22 protein-coding genes and 1 tRNA gene are annotated in these 24,911 nt (G+C 64.3%); 10 read left to right on the forward strand and 13 right to left on the reverse strand.

Annotation, left to right across the window (positions count from 1 at the left end; translation table 11 throughout):
• Window positions 1-92: 92 nt before the first annotated feature.
• Window positions 93-179 (reverse strand) — tRNA-Leu (locus KQH53_14260).
• Window positions 180-312: 133 nt separating this feature from the next.
• Between KQH53_14260 and KQH53_14265 the strand changes: the two genes are divergently transcribed.
• Both KQH53_14265 and KQH53_14270 read left to right on the forward strand, forming a co-directional pair.
• Complete coding sequence (locus tag KQH53_14265) at window positions 313-1,332, forward strand: polyprenyl synthetase family protein (GenBank protein ID MCB2227840.1); 1,020 nt, start codon at window positions 313-315, stop codon at window positions 1,330-1,332.
• 153 nt (window positions 1,333-1,485) lie between these two features.
• A complete protein-coding gene (locus tag KQH53_14270; GenBank protein ID MCB2227841.1) occupies window positions 1,486-2,073 on the forward strand; it encodes an ANTAR domain-containing protein in 588 nt (195 codons plus the stop codon).
• Between the two features lie 74 nt (window positions 2,074-2,147).
• On the opposite strand, the gene KQH53_14275 is transcribed toward KQH53_14270, so the two are convergent.
• The 5 genes from KQH53_14275 to KQH53_14295 form a co-directional block, all read right to left on the reverse strand.
• Window positions 2,148-3,170 carry a TAXI family TRAP transporter solute-binding subunit gene (locus KQH53_14275; GenBank protein ID MCB2227842.1) on the reverse strand — a complete coding sequence of 341 codons (1,023 nt, stop codon included), beginning with the start codon at window positions 3,168-3,170 and terminating at the stop codon, window positions 2,148-2,150.
• Window positions 3,171-3,367: 197 nt separating this feature from the next.
• The gene (locus tag KQH53_14280) at window positions 3,368-4,366 is read right to left on the reverse strand and encodes a TAXI family TRAP transporter solute-binding subunit (protein ID MCB2227843.1); all 999 of its coding nucleotides are present in this window, start codon (window positions 4,364-4,366) and stop codon (window positions 3,368-3,370) included.
• 222 nt (window positions 4,367-4,588) lie between these two features.
• Window positions 4,589-6,229, reverse strand: a complete 1,641-nt coding sequence (gene hcp / locus KQH53_14285) for a hydroxylamine reductase (GenBank protein MCB2227844.1) — start codon at window positions 6,227-6,229, stop codon at window positions 4,589-4,591.
• Window positions 6,230-6,528: 299 nt separating this feature from the next.
• The gene (locus KQH53_14290) at window positions 6,529-7,908 is read right to left on the reverse strand and encodes a sigma-54 dependent transcriptional regulator (protein MCB2227845.1); all 1,380 of its coding nucleotides are present in this window, start codon (window positions 7,906-7,908) and stop codon (window positions 6,529-6,531) included.
• A gap of 607 nt (window positions 7,909-8,515) precedes the next feature.
• Window positions 8,516-9,493 (reverse strand): HAMP domain-containing histidine kinase, encoded by a 978-nt coding sequence (locus tag KQH53_14295; GenBank protein MCB2227846.1) that lies wholly within the window; start codon window positions 9,491-9,493, stop codon window positions 8,516-8,518.
• A gap of 407 nt (window positions 9,494-9,900) precedes the next feature.
• Here KQH53_14295 and KQH53_14300 point away from each other — a divergent pair, with 407 nt between their 5' ends.
• The 3 genes from KQH53_14300 (at window position 9,901) to KQH53_14310 (ending at window position 13,636) form a co-directional block, all read left to right on the forward strand.
• Entirely contained in the window at window positions 9,901-11,589 is a 1,689-nt protein-coding gene (locus KQH53_14300) for a long-chain fatty acid--CoA ligase (protein ID MCB2227847.1), read from the forward strand.
• A gap of 174 nt (window positions 11,590-11,763) precedes the next feature.
• Window positions 11,764-12,816, forward strand: a complete 1,053-nt coding sequence (locus KQH53_14305) for a cold shock domain-containing protein (protein MCB2227848.1) — start codon at window positions 11,764-11,766, stop codon at window positions 12,814-12,816.
• Between the two features lie 109 nt (window positions 12,817-12,925).
• Window positions 12,926-13,636 carry a hypothetical protein gene (locus KQH53_14310; protein ID MCB2227849.1) on the forward strand — a complete coding sequence of 237 codons (711 nt, stop codon included), beginning with the start codon at window positions 12,926-12,928 and terminating at the stop codon, window positions 13,634-13,636.
• Window positions 13,637-13,878: 242 nt separating this feature from the next.
• Here KQH53_14310 and KQH53_14315 read toward each other — a convergent pair whose 3' ends face one another.
• From KQH53_14315 to KQH53_14345, 7 genes are all read right to left on the reverse strand, one after another.
• Entirely contained in the window at window positions 13,879-14,922 is a 1,044-nt protein-coding gene (locus KQH53_14315; GenBank protein MCB2227850.1) for an aldo/keto reductase, read from the reverse strand.
• 71 nt (window positions 14,923-14,993) lie between these two features.
• Window positions 14,994-15,773: a 2-hydroxyglutaryl-CoA dehydratase gene (locus KQH53_14320; protein MCB2227851.1), complete on the reverse strand. Its 780-nt coding sequence runs from the start codon at window positions 15,771-15,773 to the stop codon at window positions 14,994-14,996.
• Between the two features lie 30 nt (window positions 15,774-15,803).
• The gene (locus tag KQH53_14325; protein ID MCB2227852.1) at window positions 15,804-16,340 is read right to left on the reverse strand and encodes a hypothetical protein; all 537 of its coding nucleotides are present in this window, start codon (window positions 16,338-16,340) and stop codon (window positions 15,804-15,806) included.
• Window positions 16,341-16,396: 56 nt separating this feature from the next.
• Window positions 16,397-16,936 (reverse strand): hypothetical protein, encoded by a 540-nt coding sequence (locus KQH53_14330; protein MCB2227853.1) that lies wholly within the window; start codon window positions 16,934-16,936, stop codon window positions 16,397-16,399.
• A gap of 24 nt (window positions 16,937-16,960) precedes the next feature.
• Window positions 16,961-18,280 (reverse strand): 2-hydroxyacyl-CoA dehydratase, encoded by a 1,320-nt coding sequence (locus tag KQH53_14335; GenBank protein ID MCB2227854.1) that lies wholly within the window; start codon window positions 18,278-18,280, stop codon window positions 16,961-16,963.
• On the reverse strand, window positions 18,277-19,368 hold the full coding sequence (locus KQH53_14340) for a 2-hydroxyacyl-CoA dehydratase family protein (GenBank protein ID MCB2227855.1): 1,092 nt from the start codon (window positions 19,366-19,368) through the stop codon (window positions 18,277-18,279). Before KQH53_14340 ends, KQH53_14335 begins: the two co-directional genes overlap by 4 nt.
• Window positions 19,369-19,440: 72 nt before the next feature.
• Window positions 19,441-20,055 carry a VOC family protein gene (locus KQH53_14345; protein MCB2227856.1) on the reverse strand — a complete coding sequence of 205 codons (615 nt, stop codon included), beginning with the start codon at window positions 20,053-20,055 and terminating at the stop codon, window positions 19,441-19,443.
• A gap of 306 nt (window positions 20,056-20,361) precedes the next feature.
• Here KQH53_14345 and KQH53_14350 point away from each other — a divergent pair, with 306 nt between their 5' ends.
• From KQH53_14350 to KQH53_14370, 5 genes are read left to right on the forward strand one after another with little or no spacing between them, the layout of a single operon-like run.
• Window positions 20,362-20,892, forward strand: coding sequence for an RsbRD N-terminal domain-containing protein (locus KQH53_14350; GenBank protein ID MCB2227857.1), 531 nt, complete (start codon window positions 20,362-20,364; stop codon window positions 20,890-20,892).
• Window positions 20,893-20,937: 45 nt separating this feature from the next.
• Window positions 20,938-22,029 carry a sulfate reduction electron transfer complex DsrMKJOP subunit DsrM gene (gene dsrM, locus KQH53_14355; GenBank protein ID MCB2227858.1) on the forward strand — a complete coding sequence of 364 codons (1,092 nt, stop codon included), beginning with the start codon at window positions 20,938-20,940 and terminating at the stop codon, window positions 22,027-22,029.
• A 2-nt stretch (window positions 22,030-22,031) separates the two neighbouring features.
• A complete protein-coding gene (locus tag KQH53_14360; GenBank protein MCB2227859.1) occupies window positions 22,032-23,687 on the forward strand; it encodes a (Fe-S)-binding protein in 1,656 nt (551 codons plus the stop codon).
• Window positions 23,687-24,076, forward strand: a complete 390-nt coding sequence (gene dsrJ / locus KQH53_14365) for a sulfate reduction electron transfer complex DsrMKJOP subunit DsrJ (GenBank protein MCB2227860.1) — start codon at window positions 23,687-23,689, stop codon at window positions 24,074-24,076. Before KQH53_14360 ends, dsrJ begins: the two co-directional genes overlap by 1 nt.
• On the forward strand, window positions 24,076-24,903 hold the full coding sequence (locus tag KQH53_14370) for a 4Fe-4S dicluster domain-containing protein (protein MCB2227861.1): 828 nt from the start codon (window positions 24,076-24,078) through the stop codon (window positions 24,901-24,903). Before dsrJ ends, KQH53_14370 begins: the two co-directional genes overlap by 1 nt.
• The last annotated feature ends 8 nt before the right edge of the window (window positions 24,904-24,911 follow it).

The following is a 24,911-nucleotide window of genomic DNA, read 5'->3' on the forward strand; positions in this document are numbered from 1 at the left end:
GGCACAGACTCCTCGAATCGCTCCTATTTCCCCGATGAATTTTGGTGCCCGCCACGACGGAAAACCCAAAATTTTAACTTATTGATTTTATTTGGTGCCTGGGGCGGGATTCGAACCCGCACGGGGGTTTGCCCCTGGGGATTTTAAGTCCCCTGTGTCTGCCATTCCACCACCCAGGCTCCGGCGTGACCGCCGTGGTGAGTATATACCATCAATGTCCCTCAATCGTAAGGCTTTCCGGCCGGGACCGCGATTGACACGGGGCCCTCTATAAGGTATTCGAGCCTTAAGCCCTTTGGTGAAAGGACACCCGTGCCCAGCGACTCAGACCGCAAAACCCTGCCCGGAGCCCTGGAGCCCGATGAGTTACGCTCCCGGGTGATGGCCTTGGCCGCTCCAGCGGACCAGGCCCTGGAAGACACCCTCAAGAGCCATGTGCCCTACATCGAGCAGGTGAGCCGCTACATCATCTTCAGCGGGGGCAAGCGCCTCAGGCCGGTGCTCTATCTGCTGGCCTCGGCCGCCGCCGGCAAACAGGGCCTGGCCCGCCACGCCGCCATCTTCGAATACCTGCACGCGGCCACCCTGCTGCACGACGACGTGATCGACGAGGCGGGGCTGCGGCGCGGCCGTCCGGCGGCACGCACCCGCTACGGCAACGACGCGGTGATCCTGGTGGGCGACTTCCTGTTCTCCAAGAGCTACTCCCTGGCCTCGGAGCTGCCCGACCACCGCTTTGTCACCGCCCTGACCGACTGCACCACCATCATGGCCGAGGGCCAGGTGCTGGAGCTGTTGTTCACCGGCGACTTCGAGCTGTCGGTGGAGAACTACCGCCGGGTCATTGATGCCAAGACCGCGGTGCTCATCGCGGCGGCCTGTCAGATGGGCGCCATCGCCGCTGGCGCGTCCCCTGAAGTCATCGGAGCCTTTTATTCCTACGGCCGTGAGCTGGGCATGGCCTTCCAGATGGTGGATGACGCCCTGGACTACGTGGGCAGCGAGCACGAGTTCGGCAAGCCGGTGGGCCACGACCTCAACGAGGGCAAGATCACCCTGCCCTTTATCCACGCCCGCGACAACTGCGCCCCGGAAGAGCGCCACCGCCTTCTGGCCCTGGCCGCCGCCGCGCCCACCGACCCCGAGGCCGCCGCCCAGGCCAAGGAGCTGGTGCGCCTGGCCGGCGGAGTAAGCCACACCTTCGACCGCGCCTGGGAGCACGCCGCCGCCGCCCAGGAGGCCCTGAAGCCCCTGCTGGGCAACGAGCCCCCCTCGCCGGAGATGGAGACCCTTCTGGCCGTGGCCCCATATGTGGTGCAGCGCCGCAATTAGTCCAACTTTTCGGCAAATCCGATCCGTCTTACGGTAAGCCTCGCCACACCCGGCACACGGTCTTTGCCCCATAGTCCTGAATTAATTCCCAAAAATTAATGCCGCCTCCTTGGCAGTTGCCTTGCAAAAGGCTTGGGCCAAAGGAGGCGCATCTTGGAACAGCTTCGCATCGCCCTTTTGCAGGAAAACGATTCATCCATCCACAACATGCTGGACGCGGCCCTGGCCGGCTGCCAGGTGGAAGAGTTGGAACCGGGAGCCGCGCCCAGGCTGCCCGAGGACGCTCTGTGCGGCGGCCGCCTGGTTCTGTGGAACCTGTCCGGCTTTGGCCAGGAACAGCGCAAGGCCTGGGCCGCCCTGCTGGCCCCGGACCAGGTGGGCCTGGTGCTGGCCAGTGACTGCCTGGACCAACAGACCCGGGATATGGCCTTGGAGTGCGGAGCCCTGGGTTTGATCGGGCCGGACTACGGGGTGGGCCTGAGCCAAGCGGTGCTGGCCATGGCCGCGGACTGGCAGGCCCGCTACTGCCGCCTGCGCGGGCAGCTGGCCCAAGCCCGCCAGGAGCTGGCCGACCGCGAGCTGGTCGAGCGGGCCAAGAGCATCCTCATCGCGGCCCTGGGCATCAGCGAGCCCGAGGCCATGAGCAAGCTGCAACAGCAGGCGCGGCGCACCAACCAGAAGCTGGTCAAGGTGGCCGAGCGGGTCATCGCCGCCAATCGCGTGTTCAACGGAGAAAAGTAAGCCCGGCCCAGCCTATGCGGCCGGAATCCGGGTGGGGGGAGCGGACCGGGCCCAACAGGCCCGGTCCGCTTTATTTATTGCACCGGTGATGCGGTGGGCATAATCATGCCCATCTCCTTGAACAGCTTGAGCACCCCCGGATGGTAGGAGGCGCTCACGTTCCAGGTTTGAAGCTTGCGATCGCCCGAGGTGGGCGGCTCGATGGACTTCATGAAGGGAAGCCGCTTCTTGAACACGCCCAGGTTGATGAAAAACAGGCGCGCCACCTCGTAGATCGTCTGCTCGGGAACCTTGTCCGTGGACAGGATGAAGGTCTCGATGCCGAAGGTGTCTATTTTGCTCTTCTTGTTTTGTAAGGCGGGGTAGTCGCTCTTCCAGATGAAGTAGTTCACGTAAAAGGGGATCGCCTTCTTCATGGCCGCCGAGGGGTGCATCGGCACCAAACGGGCGCGGCCGTAGAACTGGAAGAACTTTTTGAGGGTCGCGTTGGGATGGCCCACCATGAAGAAAAAGGCGTCCAGCTTGCCGTCGAACATCATGCGCATGGCCTGATTGGGGTCCACCAAAAGGACCTCGCCCAGGTCCGAGGGCCGCAACAAGCTGAGCTTGAGCGCCTGCATCGCGTTGACCATGGTGCCCGAGCCTTTGGTGCCCAAAGCCACCCGCTTGCCCTTCAGGTCGGCGATGGTTTTGATGCCCGCCCCCTGGGCGGCCACGCAGGCGAGCCCCTCGGTGTAGATGTCGTAGATGGTGCGCAGAACCTGTTGAGGCCCCGCCTTGGCCCAAGGCCCCTCGCCTTCCCAGGCCATGTGCTCCACATCGGCCTGGGACAAGGCAAGCTGATACTTGCCCGCTATCAAACCCTTGACGTTGGCCACCGAGCCCTCGCTGGGCACCGCTTTGATGCGGATGCCGGACTTGTTGCTGGAGGCGTTGATCACCTGGGCAAAGACCTGGCCAAAAGCGTAGTAGTTGCCGCCCGGCTTGCCGGTGGCCATGGTGAGGAAAGTCATGGCCGAGGCCGGGACAGCCAAGGACGCGCCAAAAAGAAAACACACCAGCACACAAGCCGCAGCCGTGCGTAGCCTGAAAGACATTTGAATCTCCCCCTGGGATAGCTGGACCGGAATTTAGATGCCGCTCCGGCGGGCCGGCACTGCAGCGGCTTTCTATGAGTGAATATCCCGGCCCCGCTCGTATCTTAAGATATTGGTTGCGGGGAGGCAAGCAATAGCTGATAGGGCCGGCGGTGCAACACCGCCGGCCCGGAAGGGGCGAAAAGAAGGCTGGCCGCCTAGAGCTGGTTCATTTCCTTGTATAGCTTTAAAAATCCCGGATGATAGGGCGCGGCGGCATTCCAGTTGTTGAGCTTGCGCACACCCTTGACCGGAGGCTTGATGCCGTCCATGAAAGGCAGTTTTTCCTTGAACAGGGGCAGGTTCTTCATTAACAGGCTAGCAACCTCGTAGATCACCTGTTCAGGCACCTTGTCGTTGGTCATGAGGAAGTTCTCGATGCCAAAGGTGGCGATCCTGACCTCCCGGTTGTTCAGCATGGGGTAGTCATTTTTCAGGATGAAGTAGTCCTTGTAAAAGGGGGGCCCGTGTTTCATGCCGCCGGAAGGCACCAGGGGAACGAAGCAGGCCTTTTCGTAGTACTCCACGAACTTGCGCAAGGTCGGGTTGGGGTGGCCCACCGTGTAGAAGAAGGCGTCCAGCTTGCCGTCGAACATCAGGCGCATGGCCTGGTCCTGGGATACGTACAGGGCCTGGTCCAGGTCAGCCGGAGTGAGGTGGCACAGCTTGAGGGCTTGCAGGGAGTTGACCAGGGTGCCTGATCCCTGAGCCCCCAGGGCCACCCGTTTGCCCTTGAGGCCGGCGCAGTTCTTTATGCCCGAGGCCTCGGAGACCACGCAGGTGAGGCCCTCGTTGTACACGTCGTAAATGCAGCGCAGGCCCTTCTGCTTGCCTAGCTTGGCCCAAGGCCCCCTGCCCTCCATGGCCAGGGGCAAGACATCCGCCTGGGCCATGGCAAGCTGTAGTTGATTGGAGGCCAGGCCACTGAGGTTGGCCACCGAACCTTCGGTTTTCACCAACTTAATGCTAATGCCTGTCTTGGCGCTTTGGGCGTTGACCACCTGGGCCAGCAGCACCCCGAAGGCGTTGTAGTCGCCGGCCACCTTGCCGGTGCCCATGACCAGGGTGGTGTTGGCCAGGGCCGGCGCGGCCCAGGCTGTGAACAGGAAAAGCAGAGCCAACGAGCAGGCGGCCGCTGCTCGAAATTGTTTTTTCACTTTAACCATCCTCGCAACGATGAGAGTGGGCATGAATCTCGACACTGCACGAACTGCAACTTGGAGGGCGGTTGGGGCAGCAGGGGAGGTTTTTCAAACTGAATTGCTATTCATTGTTACCGCAAACCAGCCCACCCGGCAACCTCCGGCCGCCAAAAAAAAGCCCGCCGGCTTCCCGAATCGGGAAGCCGGCGGGTGTGAGTCCGGTTGAGCCCGGGGGCTTTAGGCGGCCTCGCCCAGGATGGCCTTGAGGTCCTCGTCCGGGGTGCTGATGGGCATGATGTTGAAGTTGTCCACCAGCACCTGGAGCACGTTGGGGGTGATGAAGGCAGGCAGGCTGGGGCCAAGGCGGATGTCCTTGATTCCCAGGTGCAACAGGGTCAGCAGAATGGCGCAGGCCTTCTGCTCGTACCAGGAGAGGATCATGGACAGGGGCAGGTCGTTGACCCCGCAGTCAAAGGCGCCGGCCAGGGCCACCGCGATCTGGATGGCGCTGTAGGCGTCGTTGCACTGGCCCACGTCCAGCAGGCGGGGGATGCCGCCGATGTCGCCCAGCTTCTTGTCAAAGAAGCGGAACTTGCCGCAGGCCAGGGTGAGCACCACCGAATCGGAAGGCACCTTCTCCACGAACTCGGTGTAGTAGTTGCGCCCGGGCTTGGCTCCGTCGCAACCGGCCACCAGGAAGAAGTGCTTGATGGCGCCGCTCTTGATCGCGCCGATGACCGTGTCGGCCACGCCCATGACCGCGTTGCGCGCGAAACCGGTCATCACGCTGCCCTGGTCCTCGTCGCTGGGGAAGCCCGGCAGCTCCAGGGCCTTTTCGATCACCGGGGCGAAGTCCTTGCCCCCGCCGATGCCCGGAATGTGGGGGACGCCCGGCCAGCCCACCAGGCCGGTGGTGAACAGCTTGCCGCCCGCGTCGCCCTGGGGCTTCTGGATGCAGTTGGTGGTCATGAGGATGGCGCCGGGGAAGGCCGGGAACTCCTTGCCCTGGTTTTGCCAGGCGGTGCCGTAGTGGCCGTAGAAGTGCTCATAGGCCTTGAGCTTGGGATAGGCGTGGGTGGGGAGCATCTCGCCGTGGGTGTACACGTAAATGCCCTTTCCCTGGCTCTGCTCCAACAGCTGCTCCAGGTCGGCCAGGTCGTGGCCGCTGACCAGGATGGCCTTACCCGCCTTGTGGCCCAGGGGCACCTCGGTGGGCACGGGGTGGCCGTAGACACCGGTGTTGCCCGCGTCCAAGAGCTCCATGGCCTTGAGGTTGATCTCTCCCACCTTGAGGGCCAGGCCCACCCAGTCGTTCAGGCCCAGGCTCTCGTCCTCCATGGCCGCCAGGATCTCGTATACGCCGGCATAGACCGAGTCGTCCTCCTGGCCCAGGATGGCCGCGTGGTCGGCATAGGCGGCCACGCCGCGCAGGCCGAACAGGGCGGTGTGGATCAGGGCCACCACGTCGGCGCGCTCGCCCTCGGCCGGGGCCAGGGGATGCTCAAGCCCCTGCTCCACCATGGTCTCCAGGCTGGCGGCGGGCTGGAAGTTGGCCGCGGCCTGGCTGAAGCTTTGGCCTAGCTTGCCCTTGAGCTCCTCGCGGTACTCCACCGCCTTGGTGATGTAGGGAGGGAAGCGCTCGGGGTCGAAATCCACGTTGGTCAGGGTGCTGAACAAGGCCCGGCTGGTAAAACGGTCGATCTCAACGTCGGAGATGCCCTGCTGGCGGGCGGCGTGGGCCACGATAGCCAGGCCCTTGAGGGCGTAGGTAAGAAGGTCCTGCAAAGAGGCCACCTGGGGGTCCTTGCCGCAAACGCCGCGCACGGTGCAACCGGTGCCCTTGGCGGTCTGCTCGCACTGATAACAGAACATGTCCATCTCTACTCCTCCGCTCTTGGCGAAACTCGCCTGGCTTGAATTTGCAACCACCTCTCCCGGCCGGTTGCACTGTTTTTATTGTAAAGCTTTTCCATGTGAGTTGTGGTGTTGCCTTGTTGATGTATTTAGGTACTAAAATACCCATTTAAGCGCGCCCGTCAAGCGGCAGGGGCCAAAAAATTAATTAAAAATTAATTACAGAGCAATGGCAGGCGCTTGGCCGGGCCGCTTGTGGGAGGGTCCTAAATTGGACCGGGTCTCAAAGGCCCAAAAGGAGAACAAGGCCGGGCCGGTCTTGCTTAGAAGGTGGCTTCCTGGTTGCGGCGGCGGCCGCTCTTGATAGCGTTTTCCAGGCCGAATTTCTTTACCCGGTAACCGATCTGGCGCAGGGTGAGGCCCAACTCGGCAGCGGCGTGGGACTGCACCCAGTTGTTGCGCTCCAGGGCGGCCACCACCTCCTGTTTCTCCATCTCCTCCAGGCGCGAAAGGTTGGCCTCGCCGTGCTCGGGCGCGGCTGGGCGGTAGAAAAGGAAGGAGGGCAGGTCGTCCAGAGAGACCTCCGGCGTGCGGGCCAGGAGCACCAGGCGCTGGCACAGGTTGTCCAGCTCGGCCACGTTGCCCGGCCAGGCGTAATGGGTCAAGACCCCCACCGCCTGGGGGCTCAGGCGCACGGCGCGCCCCGAGGCTTGGCAATATTTTTCCAGGAAATGGTCCGCCAGCACGGCCACGTCCTCGCGCCGCTGTTTGAGCGGCGGCAGGGTAATGGGCAGCACGGCCAAACGGTAGAGCAGATCCTGGCGGAAGGTGCCTTGGGCCACCCGGGCCTCCAGGTCCTGGGTGGAGGAAGCCACCACGCGCACCGAGGCGCGCCGGGTATCGCCGCCTCCGCTGGGCTCGTATTCGCCCTCTTGCAATACGCGCAGCAGGCGCGCCTGCAGGGGCAGGCCCAGGGCGCCTACTTCTTCCAGATACAGGGTGCCGCCGGCGGCGCGTTCCAACATGCCGGGCCGGGAGTGGGCGTGGCCGTTGCCCGGGCCGGACTCCTCGCCGAACAGACGGCGCTCCAGCTCGCCCTGGTCCCAGGCGGTGCAGACCAGACGGGCCCAGGGCCTTTTGCTGCGCTGGCTCAGCTGGTGGATGATGCGCGCGGCCAGATGCTTGCCCGCCCCCCGGGGCCCCAACAGGAGAACGGTGGCCTCGCTGGGGGCCACCTTTTTGATCAGGTCGCATACCTGGGCCATGGCCGCCCCCTGGCCGGTGAGGAACAGATGGGTCGCCATGGGGTCCAGTTCTTCGGGCACGGGTGACTCCTCGCATCGGGTGACCAGGGACTGGTGCAGGCCCAGGATGGAACCGGCCACCACCGCGGCGGCCGAAACCAGGCGCAGGGCTGCCTGGGTGTCCTGGGCCTCCTGGAGCGGCAGGGAGACCACCAGGCGGCCGGCCTCGCGGCCGCTGGCCACTACCGCGGCGGCCACCACGTTGCCCCGGTTGGCCGCGTCCGGGCCCAGGCCGGTTTCCTCGCCCAGGCCGGCGGCCACTTGGGGCGGCCCCTGGGCCTCCCATTGCCACAAACGCGCGCCCCGCAGGTTGAGGGCGCGCTGCAGCCGCACCAAGACCCCCCGCAAGGCCAGCTCGAGGTCTTGCGACTGCTCCACCAGGCGGGTCATGTCCAGCACTGCCTGGTATTCTGGGGTTGAGGCCGGCAACATCATGCCCAGCAAGAGAGCAAAATCCGTGCCTGTCGGCCCTATCGGGCCCCAAAGCTCTAACTAGCCGCTCTTACAGCCGCTTTTGCCGTCCATTCCGGCCGGCCCCTCAGGCAGTCATACCAATTTGTAACTTGGCGGCGGGATTTACTACCCACAGGTAGGATGTACAGCACCGGGCAGGCATAGGCCTATCCCTTGAGGGGAATTGCTAACTTACTGTAGTAAATGTTTTTATCAAAAAATCGGCCCGTAAAAACACTTTTGGCAAGGGCTTTGCTTTATATGGGGGGCAACCGGCACCCCTCCTCAAGTTGTCGGTGACTACTCCCTCCTAACACCCCTCTCCCCCCCGGCCCTTCCCCAAGGGCCGGGGCTTTTTTTTGGCCCCCGCCCGCTCTGCCCCCCTGGCGCGCGGCGCGGGCGGATGCTAACTTTTCAGGAGTAATTTCTCTCGGGAGGTCTGGAACTTGCTTTGATTGGTGCTCAACCTGATCCGTTGGATCAGGGACCGCAAAAAGCCCCCCGCCGGCTGCCCCATCAAGGGACCGGACAAGCCCCCGGCCCCGCCCAAGCCCTAGGCCGGGGGATCGTAGGCCAAAGGCAGGCTGAGGCGGGCCGTGGCCCCCTTGCCCGGCACGCCCTTTAGCTCCAGGCTGCCGCCGTGGGCCTCGGCGATGCGCCGGCAGATGGGCAGGCCCAGGCCGGTGCCGTCCTTTTTGGTGGTGTAAAAAGGCGTGAAGATGCGCGAGGCCTCCTCGCGGGTGAGCCCCTCGCCCTGATCGATCACCTCCAGCAAGGCCGCCCCGTCCTCCTCCTTGGTGGAGAGCCACACCTGGCCGCCGGGCCGCGAGGCCTGCAAGGCGTTCTGCACCAGATTGCTGATCAGTTGCTGCAAGCGGGCCGGGTCACCTTGCACCCGGGGAGCCGGGGGCCAGGGCTCGTCCACCAGGCGCACCCGGACCCGCCGGGAGGCCGGGCCCATCAGCTCCAGCACCTCTCGCACCAGGGCGTGCAGGTCCATGGGCATCAAGGCCAGCTCCAGGGGCAGGGAATACTCCCGCACCTCCTCCAAAAGCCCGCGCATTCGCTCCACCTGGCCGAGAATAATGCCTAACTGCTGGTTTTGCTTGGCGTTGAGGGCGGGATCGCCGGCCAGGAGTTCGGCATAGTTGCCGATGATGCCCAGGGGGTTCTTCAACTCGTGGCTCACCGTGGTGGTGGCCCGGCCCAGTTCGGTGAAGCGCTGGTTGGCCCGTTGGCGCTCCTCCGCGCTCTGGTGGCGGTCCACCAGCCATCCGGCCAGAAAGCCCAGGGCCCACATCATGGCCAGGTCCATGAGCTGGGGCCAACCGGTCAGGGGGCCGTACAGGGCCACCAGGGCCAAGGACCCGGCCCCGGCCAGGGCCAGGCCGCCCCGCAGCCCGAAGCAGGCCGCGACCACGGCCAGGGGCAGCCACAGGGAGCGGGATATCCACTGGCGGGAGGATTCCTGGGCCGGGTCCAGGCTGGACCACAGGACGGCCACCAGCACGCAGGACAAGGCGCAGAGCAACAGGCGCAGCCCGCGCCGGGGAACAGGGAAGCTTCCCTTTCGGCTCAATTTGGCAGTGGGAAGCAACGGTCCCTCCGGGCATGAAAGCGGTTGGCTTCTTTATAGACCAAGCATGCAAGTTTGCAAACCCCGTGCCCGCCGGCCCGTTGGTGCCAAGCCCTGGATATCAGACGCCATCGCCCCGCACAGCGCCGGCCGCTCCCCTACCATGCGGTAGGATGGCCCCGGTGCCGGGCCGCCGAAGCGCCCCCCGTCACGACTCACGAGGGGATACGGACCAAATATCCAGGCCTTATGGGGCCTTGCCCTTGACATCCCTACCAGGGCGATTCTATAATTCCTAACGCCCGCACGCTTGCCGGCCGCCGGTTATCCGAGGCCTACCCGCCAACAACAGAGGTATGTCCATGAGCCAATTCCCTTGGCTGGCCCAGTACGACCCCCAGGTGCCCGCCCACCTGGACTATCCCCACACCGACCTGTTCCAGCGCCTGGCCGCCACCGCCGACAAGGTGCCCTCGCGGGTGGCCCTGGAGTTCCTGGGCACCAAGATCACCTACGCCTCCCTGTTCGAGATGGCCGAAACCATGGCGGGCAGCCTGTCCGCCAAGGGCATCAAGCTCGGCGACCGGGTGGCCCTGCTGATGCCCAACTGCCCCCAGTTCGTGATCTCCTATCTGGCCCTCATGCGCCTGGGGGCCACGGCCATGCTCCTGAACCCGCTCAACGTGGAGCGGGAGCTGATCTTCAAGTTCAAGGACTCGGGCTCCCGGGCCATCATCGCCCTGGACCTGCTCTCGGGCCGGGTAAACAACATCCGCAAGGAGATCAAGCTGGACCTGGTGGTCTACACCGGGTTGCAGGACTTTTTGCCCTTCCCCAAAAACCTCTTGTTCCCCATCAAGCGGGCCTTGGACAAGAACATGCCCAAGGTGGTGATTCCCAAGGACGGGGTCACCTACCGCTTCAAGGAGCTGCTCAAGGGCTCGGCCCGCGCGCCCCAGGTGAGCATCGACCCCGAGTCCATGGCCGCGCTGATCTACTCCGGCGGCACCACGGGCATCAGCAAGGGCATCATGCTCTCCCACCGGGCGCTCATCGCCAACCTGAGCCAGGCCTGCGCCTGGGTGCACATGGACTCGGCCGACTCCATCGTGGCCGTGTTGCCCCTGTTCCACGGCTTCGGCATGAGCGTGTGCATGAACGCGCCCCTGGCCTTCGGCGGCACGGTGATCCTCTTGCCCCGCTTCGAGGCGGGCCAGGTGCTAAAGACCATCGACCAGGCCAAGCCCAGCCTCTTCGCGGGGGTGCCCACCATGTTCATCGCCCTGAAGGAGCACCCGGAAATCGACAAGTGCGACCTGAAGAGCCTCAGAGGCATCTTCGTAGGCGCGGCGCCCCTGCCCCTGGCGGTGATGAACGAGTTCGAGCGGCGCACCGGGGCCAAGCTCATCGAAGGCTACGGCCTCACCGAGGCGGTGACGGCCATCTCCTGCAATCCCCTGGATGGGCAGCAGAAGCCGGGCACCATCGGCATCCCCTTCCCGGACGTGCAGTGGAAGATCATGGACCTGGACCGGGGCGTCGAGGAGATGCCCCAGGGCGAGGCCGGGGAGATCGTGCTCACCTGCCCGGACCTGATGACCGGCTACCTGAACCAGACCGAACTCACCGCCAAGACCATCCGCGACGGCTGGCTCCACACCGGCGACATCGGGGTGATGGACCCCGAGGGCTACATCACCATCGTGGACCGCAAGAAGGACCTGGTCATCGTCAGCGGCTTCAACGTGTTCCCCAGCGAGATCGACGAGGTCTTGCACCACCATCCGGCCGTGGCCGAGGCGGTGGCCGTGGGCCTGCCCCACCCCACCAAGGGCGAGTTCATCAAGGCCTACGTGGTGCTCAAGCGGGACAAAAGCGCCACGCCCCAGGAGATAATGGAGTTCTGCCGGGAGAACCTCTCGGCCTACATGGTGCCCAAGGAGGTGGAGATCCGCCAGGAACTGCCCAAGAGCATGATCGGCAAGGTGCTCCGGCGCAGCCTGCGCGAGGAAGAGGAGGCCAAATGGTCGGCCAAGAAGGGGGATTCCTGAGAAAAAAGCCGGGTTTGACAGTGGCCGGTCCCTGCGGTTTACTTAAAGGCTAACTGCAAGATGTTCTGGGGCCGGCCGCCAAGGGGGGGCCGGCCTCCCTTGCAGGCTTAAGGAATCCGGAGCGCCGTATTGCCCCCGGCGCAATTCACAAATTTTTCTCTATGTGAGGTCAATATGTATAAGGTTATGGTCTTCATCGACGGCACCTGGCTCTACCGCACCCTGCCCCGCCTGGCCGAGCAAAGCGGCAAAAGCGAGTTCAAGATCGACTACGGCGTGCTGCCCCGGGTGGTGGCCCGCGAGCTCAGCGAGCGCCTGGGGGTGGGCATCGAAGGGATCGACGTGGTGCGCAGCCACATCTTCGCCAGCCTGCCCACCAACTACGACTCCCTGGACGAGAGCCTGATCACCCGCCAGAACGAGTTCTACAAGCTCCTCAGGGAGGACTATCACTACGAGACCGAGCTGTTCAACATCGACTTCCGGGGCCGCCGGGTGCGCCACAGCGACCGCGGCCCGGAGGACAACTTCCAGCCCCGCGAGAAGTGCGTGGACATCGCCCTGGCCTCCAAGATGCTCTATCAGGCGGCCATGCCCTTTGGCATGGACATCGCCGTGGCCGTGCTTGGCGACCGCGACTTCACCCCGGTACTCAACACCGTGCGCCAGCTCGGCAAGCGGGTGGCCGTGGTGAGCGTGCGCTCCTCCTGCGCCCAGGAGCTGGCCGACCCCGAGGACCGCGAGGGGGTGAAGGACTACGACGTGATCTGGATGGACGACCTCATCGAGGAGCTGGAGCTGCGCTACGAGCCCCAGTGGCTGGAGTGCCAGTCCCCGGACCACGAGGGCGACCGCGCCTTCCAGACCACCTACCGCCCCCGCCGGGGCGAGCCGGTCTATTGCGACGCCTGCCGCCAGGCCTACTCCCAGCGGCGCTCCAACGGGGTGTACCTCGAGGAGACCGAGGAAGAGTACGACTACGGCCCCCAGGCCGGGCTGCCGGTGATCGGCGAGACCCTGGACGGGGTGGTGGAGTTCAAGAAGGATGACAAGGGCTACGGCTTCGTGACCACCGACGACGGGGTCAGCTTCTTCTTCCACCTCTCGGACCTGGAAGACCTGGACTTCGAGAACCTGGTCGAGGGCCAGGCGGTGGTCTTCGAGGTCAAGACCCTGCCTTCGGGCGGCAAGGCCGGAGCGGCCGAGAACGTGCGCGCCGGCGACTAGGCTCCGACCAAAAGCAGCTACCCCAGGGGAGGCCTCGCGCCTCCCCTTTTCTTGTGCCCCCGGCCTCGTGGCATACTAAACAGAGCCGGTTAAACGGGAGGGGCAAGTCATGCGCAAGTTTATCTGGATCGGGGTCCTGGTGGTGCTGCTGGCCGCGGCCGGAGTGGCCTATTACGCCTTCAGCAACCTGGACAGCTTTGCCAAGGGCTTCATCGAAAAGGCGGGCAGCCAGGCCCTGGGCGTGGCGGTGAAGGTGGACAGCGTGAACCTCCAGCTCTCTGAGCGCCAGGCCACGGTGAAGGGTTTGACCGTGGCCAACCCGCCGGGCTACTCCAGCCAACCGGCCATGAGCTTCGCCAGCATCACCGTGCAGGTGGGCGAGGGCGACGCAAACATCAAGAAGATAGAGGCCATCAACCCCAAGATACGGGTGGAGCTCAAAGGCAAAGAGAACAACCTGAGCCAGCTCCAGGCCCAGGCCAAAAAGGCGGAGGGCAAGCCGTCCCCATCCGCCGCCAAGAAGGACGACCCGGTGTTTTCCATCGGCCTGCTCCGGGTGCAAGGGGCCCAGGCCACCATCACCGGCCCGGACCTCAAGCAGCCGGTGGACCTGGGAGTGCGCGATCTGGAGATGAAGAACCTCAAGGGCACCGCCTCCCAGATCGCGGGCCAGGTCTTCGACCGCCTGCTGGGCATAACCCTGGAAAAGGCGGCCAGCGTGGCGGTGCAGCGGGGCCTGGGCCAGATCATCAACAAGGAGGCGGGCTACGGCTCCGAGGTGACCAACTTCCTGGAGAAGCTGGGCGGGGTCAAAAAGTAGGCCGCGAGGCCACCGCCAAACCCGCACAAAAAATCAGGCCGCCGGCATTCAGCGCCGGAGGCCTGCTTTCTTCTGGCAAGAATCTTTTAGGCAAGTAAGCGAGAAAGAAGCCCAACCCATGCGGCACAGCCAGGCGTGGCTAGGCAAGGCGTCCGCCGAGCGACAGCCGGAGGCGTAGCCTGAGCTACGTCGAGGCTGGAGCGATGGCGGCAACGCAGCATAGCCGCGTCTGGCGAAGCCGCCTATTTATTCAACTCGGAAATAAACTGGCGATACTCGCCCAGTATCTCTTGCAGCATTTCCGGAATGGGCAGCTCGTAGGGGCAGCGCTCTTCGCACTCGCCGCATTGCAGGCAGTTCTCCACCTCCTGGATGGCCTTGCCCGACATGGCGGCCAGCTCCTGGGGCGGGAAGCGCCTGCGCTGGGAGCGGAAGAGCATGGCCATGGGGATGTCGATGCCGTTGGGGCAAGGCATGCAGTAGCCGCAGCGGTGGCAGAAGCGGCTGCCCAGCTCGGCCCGGATGGCGGCCATGGCCATCAGGTCCGCCTCGTTCAGCGGCCGGCGCTGGGCGTAGAGCCCCGCGATTTCCTCCAGCTCGCTCATGGCCTGGATGCCCGGGATGGGCACCACGCCGGAGAGCCTTTGCAGCCAGCGGAAGCACAAATCAGCCCGCTCCAGCAGCCCGCCGCCCAGGGGCTTCATGCCGATGCAGCCCATGCCCCGCTCCTTGGCGGCGGCGAAGACCCTGGCGGCGGCTTGGTCCTCCACGAAGTTGCAGGCGAACTGGATGGTGGCGAACTTGCCGGTCTCGATGGCCGCCAGGGCCACGTCCGGGTGGTGCGAGGACAGGCCGATGTGCCTGACCCTGCCCTCCTGCTGGGCCTTGAGCGCCGTCTGGTAGGCCCCGTCCGGGGCCAGCACCTGCTCCAGCACCTCGGGCTTGGCCACGTTGTGCAGCTGGTACAGGTCCAAATAATCGGTGCGCAGGTTCGTGAGGGTCTGGGCCAGGTCCTCGGCGGCGGTGGCCGCGTCGCGGCCCATGGTCTTGGAAGCCAGAACTATCTCTTGGCGCCGGCCTTCCAGGGCCAGGCCCATCTTGTTCTCGCTGTCGCCATAGAGCCGCGCGGTGTCGAAGAAGTTGACGCCCAGATCCAGGGCGCGGTGGATGATGGCTATGGCCTCGCGCTGGGGCACCCGGGTCAGCGGTATGCCGCCGAAGCCGATTTCGGAGACCGTGAGGCCGGTGTCGCCCAGGGTGGTTTGCTTTAACGATGATGCAGGCATTGTGTTTCTAGCCGATCTTGCTTATGCGTATTCATGGATGATGTGGCCGGTGGAGCGGCAAACGCTGGGTTCTAGGCCCCCTCCCGCGCCGCGATCAGCGCCGCGCCCAAGGCCCCCACGATCTGGGGCTCGTCGGGCACCGAGATTTCCACGCCCAGGCGCTCGGACATCAAGGCCACCACGCCCTGGTTCTTGGCCACCCCGCCGGACATGATCACCCGCTCTTTCACGCCCGTGGTGCCGGTCATGGCCGCCACCCGGTTCACCACCGCGCGGTGCAGGCCCTTGATGATCTGGGGGATGGGCTGGTTCTTGGCCACCAACGAGACCACCTCGCTCTCGGCGAACACGGTGCACACGCTGGAGATGGCCACCTCGCCCTCGGCACCCAGGCTAAGGCGGCCCAGGTCGTCCAGGCCCACCCCCAGCTTGACCGCCATCACCTCCAGAAAGCGTCCCGTCCCGGCGGCGCACTTGTCGTTCATCACGAAGTCCACCACCTTGCCGCCATCGCCCAGGCGGATCACCTTGGAGTCCTGCCCGCCGATGTCTACCACCGTGCCCACGTCCGGGAACAGGGTGTGAGCCCCCAGGGCGTGGCAGGTGATCTCGGTGACCTTCTTGCCCGCGCCAGGCACGGCGGCCCGGCCATAGCCGGTGGCCACGGTGAAGGCGATCTGCCCGGGCTCCAGCCCTGCCCGCTCCAGGGCGGTGTTCAGGGCGGCCTCGGCCGCGTTGGTGCTGTGGGCCCCGGTCTCGGTGACCGCCCAGCCCTTGATGCCCCCGGCCGCGTCCACGATGACCGCGTCGCTGCTCAGGGAGCCTACGTCTATGCCGGCGAAAAAGGACATGCTGTCTCTCTTATGCTGTGGAAGCCGCCCTTAACAAGCCGGCGCTTCGTCCATCTTGAAGGCCTTGAACAAAATGCCGTCGGCCACCATGTTGGTGCCCTGCACCGTGGCCTCGAACACCTCGCGCTCGCTCCAGCCCAGCTCCTTGAGCCGGGCCATGTCCTCGGCGCTCACCTCTTCCGGGGTCTTCACCGCCTTAAGCACGAACATGAGCAGGGCCTTGTCCGCCTCGGCCAGGGGCGCGCTCTCCGGGTCGGCGATCACCTTGGCCGCCGCGTCCTCGTCCAGGATGCCCACCGCGGCCAGCACCTTGGTATTCAGGGAGATGCAGTAGTAGTACTTGAGCTCCTCGGCCACCAACATGCGGATGAGGGCCAGCAGGCCGGGGCTCAGGCGGGACTGCCCCCGGAAGTAGCCGATCACCTGGCCCTTGATGGCGGCCAGGTCCGGCGACACGCTGTACATCTGCATGGGCGCGGGCACCATGCCGATGCCCGCGAATACGTCGTAAGCCTCTTTTACCTTGCCCTGGGCCTCTTCCGGGGTCACGGTCTTGATAATGGGCATGATCCCTCCGAACAAAAGATAATTGTCTCGAACCGTTCGCGGGGCCGGGCCGCCGCTCAGCAGGCGGGCGCGCCGTCGTCCATTTTGAAGGCCTTGAACAAGATGCCATCCACCACCATGCCCGCCCCGTGCACCGTGGCGTCGAGGATGTCCCGGTCGCTCCAACCCAGCTCGCGCAGGGCCTGCATGTCCTCGGCGCTTACCTCTTCCGGCGTCTTGACCGCCTTGAGCACGAACAGGAGCATGGCCTTGTCTTTGTCTCCCAGGGGCGCGCCGGCCGGGTCGGCCAGCACCTTGGCGGCCGCGTCCTCGTCCATGATGCCGATGGTTTTGAGAAGCTCGCGGTTCATGGAGATGCAGTAATAGTACTTGAGCTCTTCGGCCACCAGCATACGGATCAGGGCCAAGAGACCCAGGCTCAGATTGGGATGCTGCACGTAGTATCCCATCAACTGGGTGCGCACCCCCATCCACTCGGGGGAGGAGGAGTACATCTGCATGGGCGCGGGCACCGCGCCCATGGGCGCGAAAATATCGTAAGCCTCTTTTACCTTGCCCTGGGCCTCTTCCGGGGCGACGGTCTTGATGATGGGCATTCGGCTCTCCTTGCGGTTGAATATCTAGGCCGCTTCCAGGGCCTCGAAAAAGGCCTCCAAGCGGGTGAGGGCCTGTTCCTCGCTAAAGTAACGGTAGTCGGTGATGTCCGCCTCGATGACCACGGCGGGTATGCCCAGGCGCTCGCTGAGGATGCGCTTCAAGTCGTACTGCCCCAGGGAGTAAGGCTTGCAGGAGCGGGCCGAGTGCACCACCAGGCCGTCCACCGCGTAATCCTCGACCATCTTGGCCATGAGGTTCAGCCGGTGCTCCAGGTTGTTGTTCAGGATCACCAGGGAGTAGGTCTTGGCCAGGGACTCGAAGGGCCGGCTCATGTCCAAATGCTGGATGGTCTCGGCCCAGGCGTTGGTATAGGTGGCGGCCACGAAGTTCATGCCCCGCGCCGCGAAGAGCTCGGAGAAGTCGCGCACCTTGTACCAGATGGCGATGTTGTCCCACATGAGCCGCTTACGCTCGTTGGTAATGGCCCCAATCCCGGCCCGCACCCGCTCCAAAAGCTCGGCGTAGAGGATCTCGTAATACTCCCTGGCCACGGGCAATCCGCGCAGGCTCACCACCGGGGCCAGGTGCACGAAGGCGTCGAAGATGGTCATGGGAGCGGGCTTGGCCTTCATGGTCTCCAGGCACAGGCCCCACAGCTCGCTGGTGGATTTGCTCAGCTCGGCCACGGCCATGAAGCGCTCCATGTCAAAGGACCGGCCCGCCGCTTTTTCCAGCACCGGGATCATGTCCTTGATCTGGCCCTTCATGTAGTCGATGTCGTCGTCCTTGATCTCGCCGTAGTTGAAGGGCGTGTCGAACATCACCAAGGGCACGCCGTAGCGGTGAGCCATGACCTTGTACCAGTACACCACGGTCTGGCAGATGTTGTTGGAGCAGAACAACAGGTCAGGCTTGGGCAGCCGCCCAGCCGGGGTCTTGCCGCTTAGCATGTGCCCCAGGTCCACCCGGGCGTAGGAGCACAGATCCGCTGAGTAGCCCTCGTCCTCGGCCACCTGGCACAGCTCGGGCCCCATCTTCTGGGCCCCGCACAGGGCCCCGTGGTTCTCGGGGTAGATGGTGTAGAAGTCCAGGGCCCGTAAGAGCTCCACCGGCGCGCCCGAGGTGACCCAGGCCACCGGCTTGGCACCCGGGGCGAAACGCGCCAAATAGTAGTGGCGCATCATGATCTCTTTGAGCCGCGCGGCGCACTTGAGGGGAGGCCCGAAATCGGGGTTGGCCTTGCGTGGGCCCCGCTTGCCCTTCATGGCCTTTTGCAGGCTCAGCATGGCCGGAAAGCCCAGGTCCTTCATGAAGCTCAGTTTGGCCTTGGCGCTCAGGCTCATGCCATCATCTCCCGGAAGGCTTCCAAACGGGTGGACGCTTGGCCGCCGGCCGCCTGGTTCACGTCCACTTCGATCAGCAGGCTGGGCAGACGCGCTTCTTTCAAGCCCCGCCGCAGCTCGGGCAGATCAAACAGCTCGGGCTCACAGAACTTGACCACCGAGAACACCACGCCCCGGGCCTTGCTGAGCTTGGCCAGGCTCTTGAGCCAGGCCAAACGCTCGGCCAAGGAGGAGCCCCGCGTGCTGCACGGGGGCATTTCCAAAAAGCTCTCGGTGAGCGCGGCCAGGGGCTCGCCCTCGCCCGGCGGGGGATATAGCAGACGCCGACTCATGGACAGCAGATCGTCGTGGGCCACCACCAGGCCCAGGGCGTCCAGGCTCTCCAAAAGGTCCTCCGGCCCGGGTAGAACGCCCGAGAGCACGATGCGCTCCCCGGCCGAGGGCTGCCCCACCGCCTGGGCCAGCCAGGCGTCGAGCAGGGGGATGAAAGCGGTGGGGTGCAGATACTCGCCCGCCCGGAGCACGGCGTAGAACTCGGCCGCGCCCACGGCCAGGCCGCCCGCGGCCCTGAGGTCATAGGCCTTGGCGTAGAGCCCGCTCAGGGTGCGGCTCCAGGCCAGGGCCTGCTCCAGGGCGCCCTCGGGCCGGGGGCCGAAAAGCCCGGCCAGCTCACGGTCCAGGGCGAAGAGCCGGTCCAGGTAGAACTCGCGGGCCGGCTGCCCGAAGGGGGCCTTGGGGTTGTAGAAAAACAGGCTGGTCGCCTTGGGCTTCAGGTAGTCCCCCACCAGGGAGGCCAGGTTCTGCATGGAGTCGCAGGTGTGGGGGAAGAGGATGATGTCCATCTCGTCCCCGGCCCCGGCCAAAAGTAGCTCCAGGCCCTGGCGCACCACCGAGCAGATGTAGGGCTGGAGATGGCCCGGCGCTCTTGTCGCGGCCAGGGGCGGGTCCCACACCTCCACGGGCAGGATCCCGTGGGCCCAGAGCAGCTCCTTGGGGTATTGGGCCGGAAAGGCGGCGCATAGCTTGCCGCCCGATTCGCGCCAGGCAGCCAGGTGCTCGGCGCGGCTGGGAATGGGGGGGATGCTCATCAATACCTCATGATCGGGCGGTCGCCGGGCGGGGCATGGGGAAGTATAGGATGGCGGGACGGGGAGCGCAACTCACGAGTCCGTCTCGCCATTGTCCGGAGCCCAGGCGTTGCGCCCGTCGTCGCGGATGGCCCCGCCCTCGCCGGGGTAGACCACCTTGTCCTCCGGCGGGGTGGGCTGGCTCACCGGCGGCCACTTGCCGGGCTGGGGGCCGGGTCCCTCCAGGGCCTCGGCGATGGGCTGGTGGTCGGCCATTATCGGGTGCTCGCGCAGGTCCATGCCCGGCACGTCCCAGGAAAACTCGATGGCGATTCCGTTGGGGTCGAAGCTGTAGAGCGAGTGGATGAACCCGTGGTCGATCACCTCGCTGGCCCAGAACCCGGCGGCCTCCAGCTTGTCCTTGAGGGCCCAGAGGTCGTCCTGCTCCGTGACGCCCAGGGAGACATGGTCAAAGCCGTAGGGGCCTTTCACCGGCACGCCGTGGTCCTTCTCCACCAGGGGCTCCACCCCGGGCCATTCGAAGAAGGCGATGTAGTCATGCGGCCCCAGCTCGAAAAAATAGTGGCGGTAGCCGGGCTTGCCCAGCCCGCCTTTCAAGGGCATGCCCAACAGGTCGCGCCAAAAGCGGATGGTGGCGGCCATGTCTCCGGTGGCCAGGGCCAGATGGTTCACGCCTTTGTAGCCTATCACCGCTTATCTCCTTCCCGCCGGCCGGAGCGCGGCCGCGCGTACCTTAATATATTAGCCGCTCTCCGCCCCCACAGCCAGGCCCCGCCGGGCCGCGCGGGGTTAACAATGGGGCCGGAACCCATTGTAAAAGCTTGACGTCCCCGGTGACCCTGTGTTAAGTATTTCCACTGATGTTCTGGCGCTAAACCCTCTATTGCATTGATAATTGCAGGAATACTCCAGCGCGAGGACTGGTTACTATTTCCAAGCGGGCCGCCCGCAAGCGGGCCAGCTAGGGTATGGAGTCGCGTAAGCGTAAGTGAAATGAAGCTCAAAACCATCCTGGCAAAACATAAGTCCGCCATCGTGGACCAGTGGATAGACGCCATCGTGCAGACTTATCCCAGCGAAACCGCGAAGTTTTTAAAGAGCAAGAAGGACCAGTACCACAACCCGGTGGGCCACACCATCGTGGCCGAGACCAACAACCTGTTCGATCAGGTTCTGGAGGGCGTGGACCGCGAGAAGATAACGCCCTTCCTGGACCGCATCATCCGGGTGCGGGCCCTTCAGGAATTCACCCCCGCCCAGGCTCTGTCCTTCGTCTTCTCGCTCAAGTACATCATTCGCAAGGAAATAGGCCGCGAGATCGACACCGAGGCCCTGGACCAGGAGCTGGTCGACCTGGAAGCCACCATCGACTACATGGCCTTGGTGGCCTTTGACATCTACATGGGATGCCGTGAGCAGCTTTATGAGCTGAAGGTCAAGGAAATGCATTCCAACGCCTTCAGCCTGCTGCGGCGGGCGAATATTTTGGTGGAAACAACCGGCGAAGAGCCGGAAAGTGTGTAAGCCGAACCAACAAGGCTAACCGTGTAACGAGGTAGCAGTAGAATGATTGGTTTCCTATTTAGCGTAGTCGCCGTGCTAGTGCTCGTGGGGATAGCGCTGGTGGGAGTCGGAGGCTTGGGCCTCAAGGTCCTGTTTGGGGTGATCATCCCGTACGCGGCGGTGCTCACCTTCTTCGCGGGGCTGGTCTACCGGGTGGTGGACTGGGCTCGGTCGCCGGTGCCCTTCAGGATTCCCACGACGTGCGGCCAGGAGAAATCGCTCCCCTGGATCAAGCCCAACAAGATCGACAACCCGTGTAGCGGGGGAATGGTGCTGCTGAGGATGGCCTTCGAGGTCCTCACCTTCCGCAGCCTGTTCCGCAACATGAAGTTGGACTACCGCCAGGGGCCCACCATTCGCTACAGCTCGGAGAAGTTCCTCTGGCTGTTCGCCATGATGTTCCACTGGGCCTTCCTGGTGGTGATCATCCGGCACGCCCGGTTGTTCACCGAGCCCATCGCCCAGTGGCTCCAGACCCTGGAGCACCTGGACGGGTTTTTGGAGTTCAACCTGGCCACCTTCGGCATCGGCTTGCCCACCATCCAGATCAGCGGCCTGGTGCTGCTGGGCGGGGTGAGCCTGCTGCTGGTGCGGCGCATCGTGGTCCCCTCGGTGCGCTACATCTCCTTGGCGGCCGACTGGTTCCCCCTGTTCCTGATCACCTTCATCGCCCTCACCGGCATCCTCGCCCGGTACGTCATCCGTATCGACGTGGTGAAGGTCAAGGAGCTGGCCATGGGCCTGGCCACCTTCCATCCGGTGGTGCCCGACGGAATCAGCGTCTGGTTCTACGTCCACTTCTTCCTTGTGTGCGTGCTCTTCGCCTACTTCCCCTTCAGCAAGCTCATGCACCTGGGAGGCGTGTTCCTCAGCCCCACCCGCAACATGGTCAACAACAGCCGCGCCGTACTCCACGTCAACCCCTGGAACTACCCCGTCAAGACTCACGACTATCATGAGTACGAGGACGACTTCCGGGAGGAGATGGTCGAAGCCGGCCTGCCGGTGGAAAAGACCCTGGAAGAGGCCGAGGCCGAAAAGGCGCCCGCCGCTCCGGCTCCGGCCGAGGCCGAGGTGACTGAGGAGAAGGAAGACTAACCATGGCTGCCAAAACTCCGAGTCCCGAAGTAGTCGGAAAAATTGATCACCATCCTCCAGCCCAAAACTGGATGGATACCAAGCCCGAGTTCAAGCCGGGCAACTACCTCTATGCGGGCAAAGCGTCGGCCCTGGAGACGGTGGGCCTGCCCAACCCGCGTGACTGGAACCCCACCGACGATGACTGGAAGCTGCCGGCCGACTGGAAGGGCACTGTCCGGGAGGGCATCGCCCAGCGCCTGGAGCGCTTCCGCAGCTTCAAGCTGTTCATGGACATCTGCGTGCGCTGCGGCGCCTGCGCCGACAAGTGTCACTTCTTCATCGGCACCGGCGACCCCAAGAACATGCCGGTGCTCCGGGCCGAGCTGATCCGCAGCATCTACCGCGGCGAGTTCAAGACCGCGGGCAAGATCCTGGGCAGGCTGGCCGGCGGGCGCAAGCTCACCGAAGAGGTGATCAAGGAGTGGTTCTACTACTTCTTCCAGTGCACCGAGTGCCGCCGCTGCAGCGTGTTCTGCCCCTACGGCATCGACACCGCCGAGATCACCATCATCGCGCGCGAGATCATCAACCTGATCGGCTGCAACATTGACTGGATCGCCTCTCCGGTGGCCAACTGCTTCATGACCGGTAACCACCTGGGCCTGAAGCCGCACACATTCAAGGAGAACATCGAGTACCTGCTCGATGACATCGAGGAGTACGTAGGGATCAAGATCGAGCCCTCCTTCAACCGCAAGGGAGCCGAGATCCTCTTCGTAACCCCCTCGGGCGACGTCTTCGCCGAGCCGGGCATCTTCACCCTCATGGGCTATTTGATGCTCTTCGAGCACATCGGGCTGGACTACACCTGGTCCACCTACGCCTCCGAGGGCGGCAACTTCGGCTTCTTCACCTCCCACGAGATGATGAAGCGCTTGAACGCCAAGATGTACGCCGAGTCCAAGCGCCTGGGGGTCAAGTGGATCCTGGGCGGCGAGTGCGGCCACATGTGGCGGGTGGTGCACCAGTACATGAACACCCTCAACGGCCCGCCCACCTGGCTGGATCGCCCGGTGAGCCCCATCACCGGCACGGTGTTCGAGAACGCGGTGTCCACCAAGATGGTGCACATCACCGAGTTCACCGCCGACCTGATCAAGAACAACAAGCTGAAGCTGGACCCCAGCCAGAACGATCACTACACCGTGACCTTCCACGACTCCTGCAACACCTCCCGCGGCATGGGCATGCTGGAGGAACCGCGCTATGTCATCAACAACGTGTGCAACAACTTCGTGGACATGGCGCCCCAGGTGATCCGGGAAAACACCTTCTGCTGCGGTTCGGGCTCCGGCCTAAACGCCGGTGAGTACCTGGAAATGCGCCTCAGGGGCGGCCTGCCCCGGGCCAACGCGGTCAAACGGGTGGCCGAGGACAAGGGAGTGAACATGCTCTCCTGCGTCTGCGCCATCGACCGCGCGGTGTTCCCGGCCCTGATGGACTACTGGGTGCCGGGCACCGAGGTCTGCGGCGTATCCGAGCTGGTGGCCAACGCCTTGGTCATGGAAGGCCAGGGCGAGCGCGAGTACAACCTGCGCGGCGAGGAAAACCCATCCTATGTCCCGCCTGAAGAGCCGGAAGGCGAAGGCGAGGCCGGAGAGGAGGGTGAAGAGTAATGAAGCTCTATAACGGACCGCAGATCATAGTTGGCCTGGTTATCTTCCTGGCCATCTTCACCTACCCGTTCTGGAGCGGCGCGGGCAAGGCGGCCCCGGTGCCCAAGCCCCAGCCGGTGCCCAAGAGCGTGGCCACCCAGTGCGTGGCGGACACCGCCTACATGCGCACCAGCCACATGACCCTGCTCAACCATTGGCGGGACGAGGTGGTGCGCGACGGCGACCGGCTCTACGAGTCGGCCAACGGCAAGACCTTCAACATGAGCCTGAGCAACACCTGCTTCCAGTGCCACACCAGCAAGGTCAAGTTCTGCGACCAGTGTCACAACTACCTGGCCGTGGCGCCGTTCTGTTGGGATTGCCACCTTGTGCCGAAGGAGAAGAAGTGATGGGCGTGGACAGGAGACAGTTTCTAAAACTCGCCGGGATCGCGGGCGCCCTTGGCCTGGGAGGCTCCGTGGGTTTCCAGCTGCTCAAGCCTGGTTCCCTGGACGCCGCCGAGCGTATGCCCACGCCTTATCAGATGGTCTTCCCCAAGAGCCAGGGCAACTCCGAGGTGATGCCCAACCCCAAGGCCCTGAAGGGCCGCCGCTGGGGCATGGTCATCGATATGCGCAAGCTCACCGAGGAAAAGGCCCGGGCGGCCATTCAGGCCTGCAACTACTACCACAACGTGCCGGACATCCCGGGTAAGCAAACCATCAAGTGGATCTGGCTGACGGGCTACGTCAACGCCTTCCCCGAGGTGGAGAACCCCTTCGCGGATCCCGAGATCAAGAACGCCCGGTTCATCGCCATGTGCAACCACTGCGACAACCCGCCCTGCGTCCGGGTGTGCCCCACCAAGGCCACCTTCCAGCGCGAGGACGGCATCGTCATGATGGACATGCACCGCTGCATCGGCTGCCGGTTCTGCATGGCCGGTTGCCCCTACGGCTCGCGGAGCTTCAACTTCCGCGATCCTCGCCCCTTCATCAAGAAGGAGTACCCCCTCTACCCCACCCGCACCAAGGGCGTGGTCGAGAAGTGCACCTTCTGCTCCGAGCGCCTCGCGGTGGGCAAGCTGCCCTACTGCGCCGAGGCCAGCGGCGGGGCCATGGTCTTTGGCGATGTGGACGACGCGGGCAGCGAGCTTCGCAGGCTGCTGCGCTCGCGCTACAGCATTCGCCGTAAACCCAACCTGGGCACCCATCCCCAGGTCTACTACCTGGTATAGAGGTCGTC

It is taken from the genome of Desulfarculaceae bacterium (assembly GCA_020444545.1).
In the GTDB taxonomy this organism is placed as follows: domain Bacteria; phylum Desulfobacterota; class Desulfarculia; order Desulfarculales; family Desulfarculaceae; genus Desulfoferula.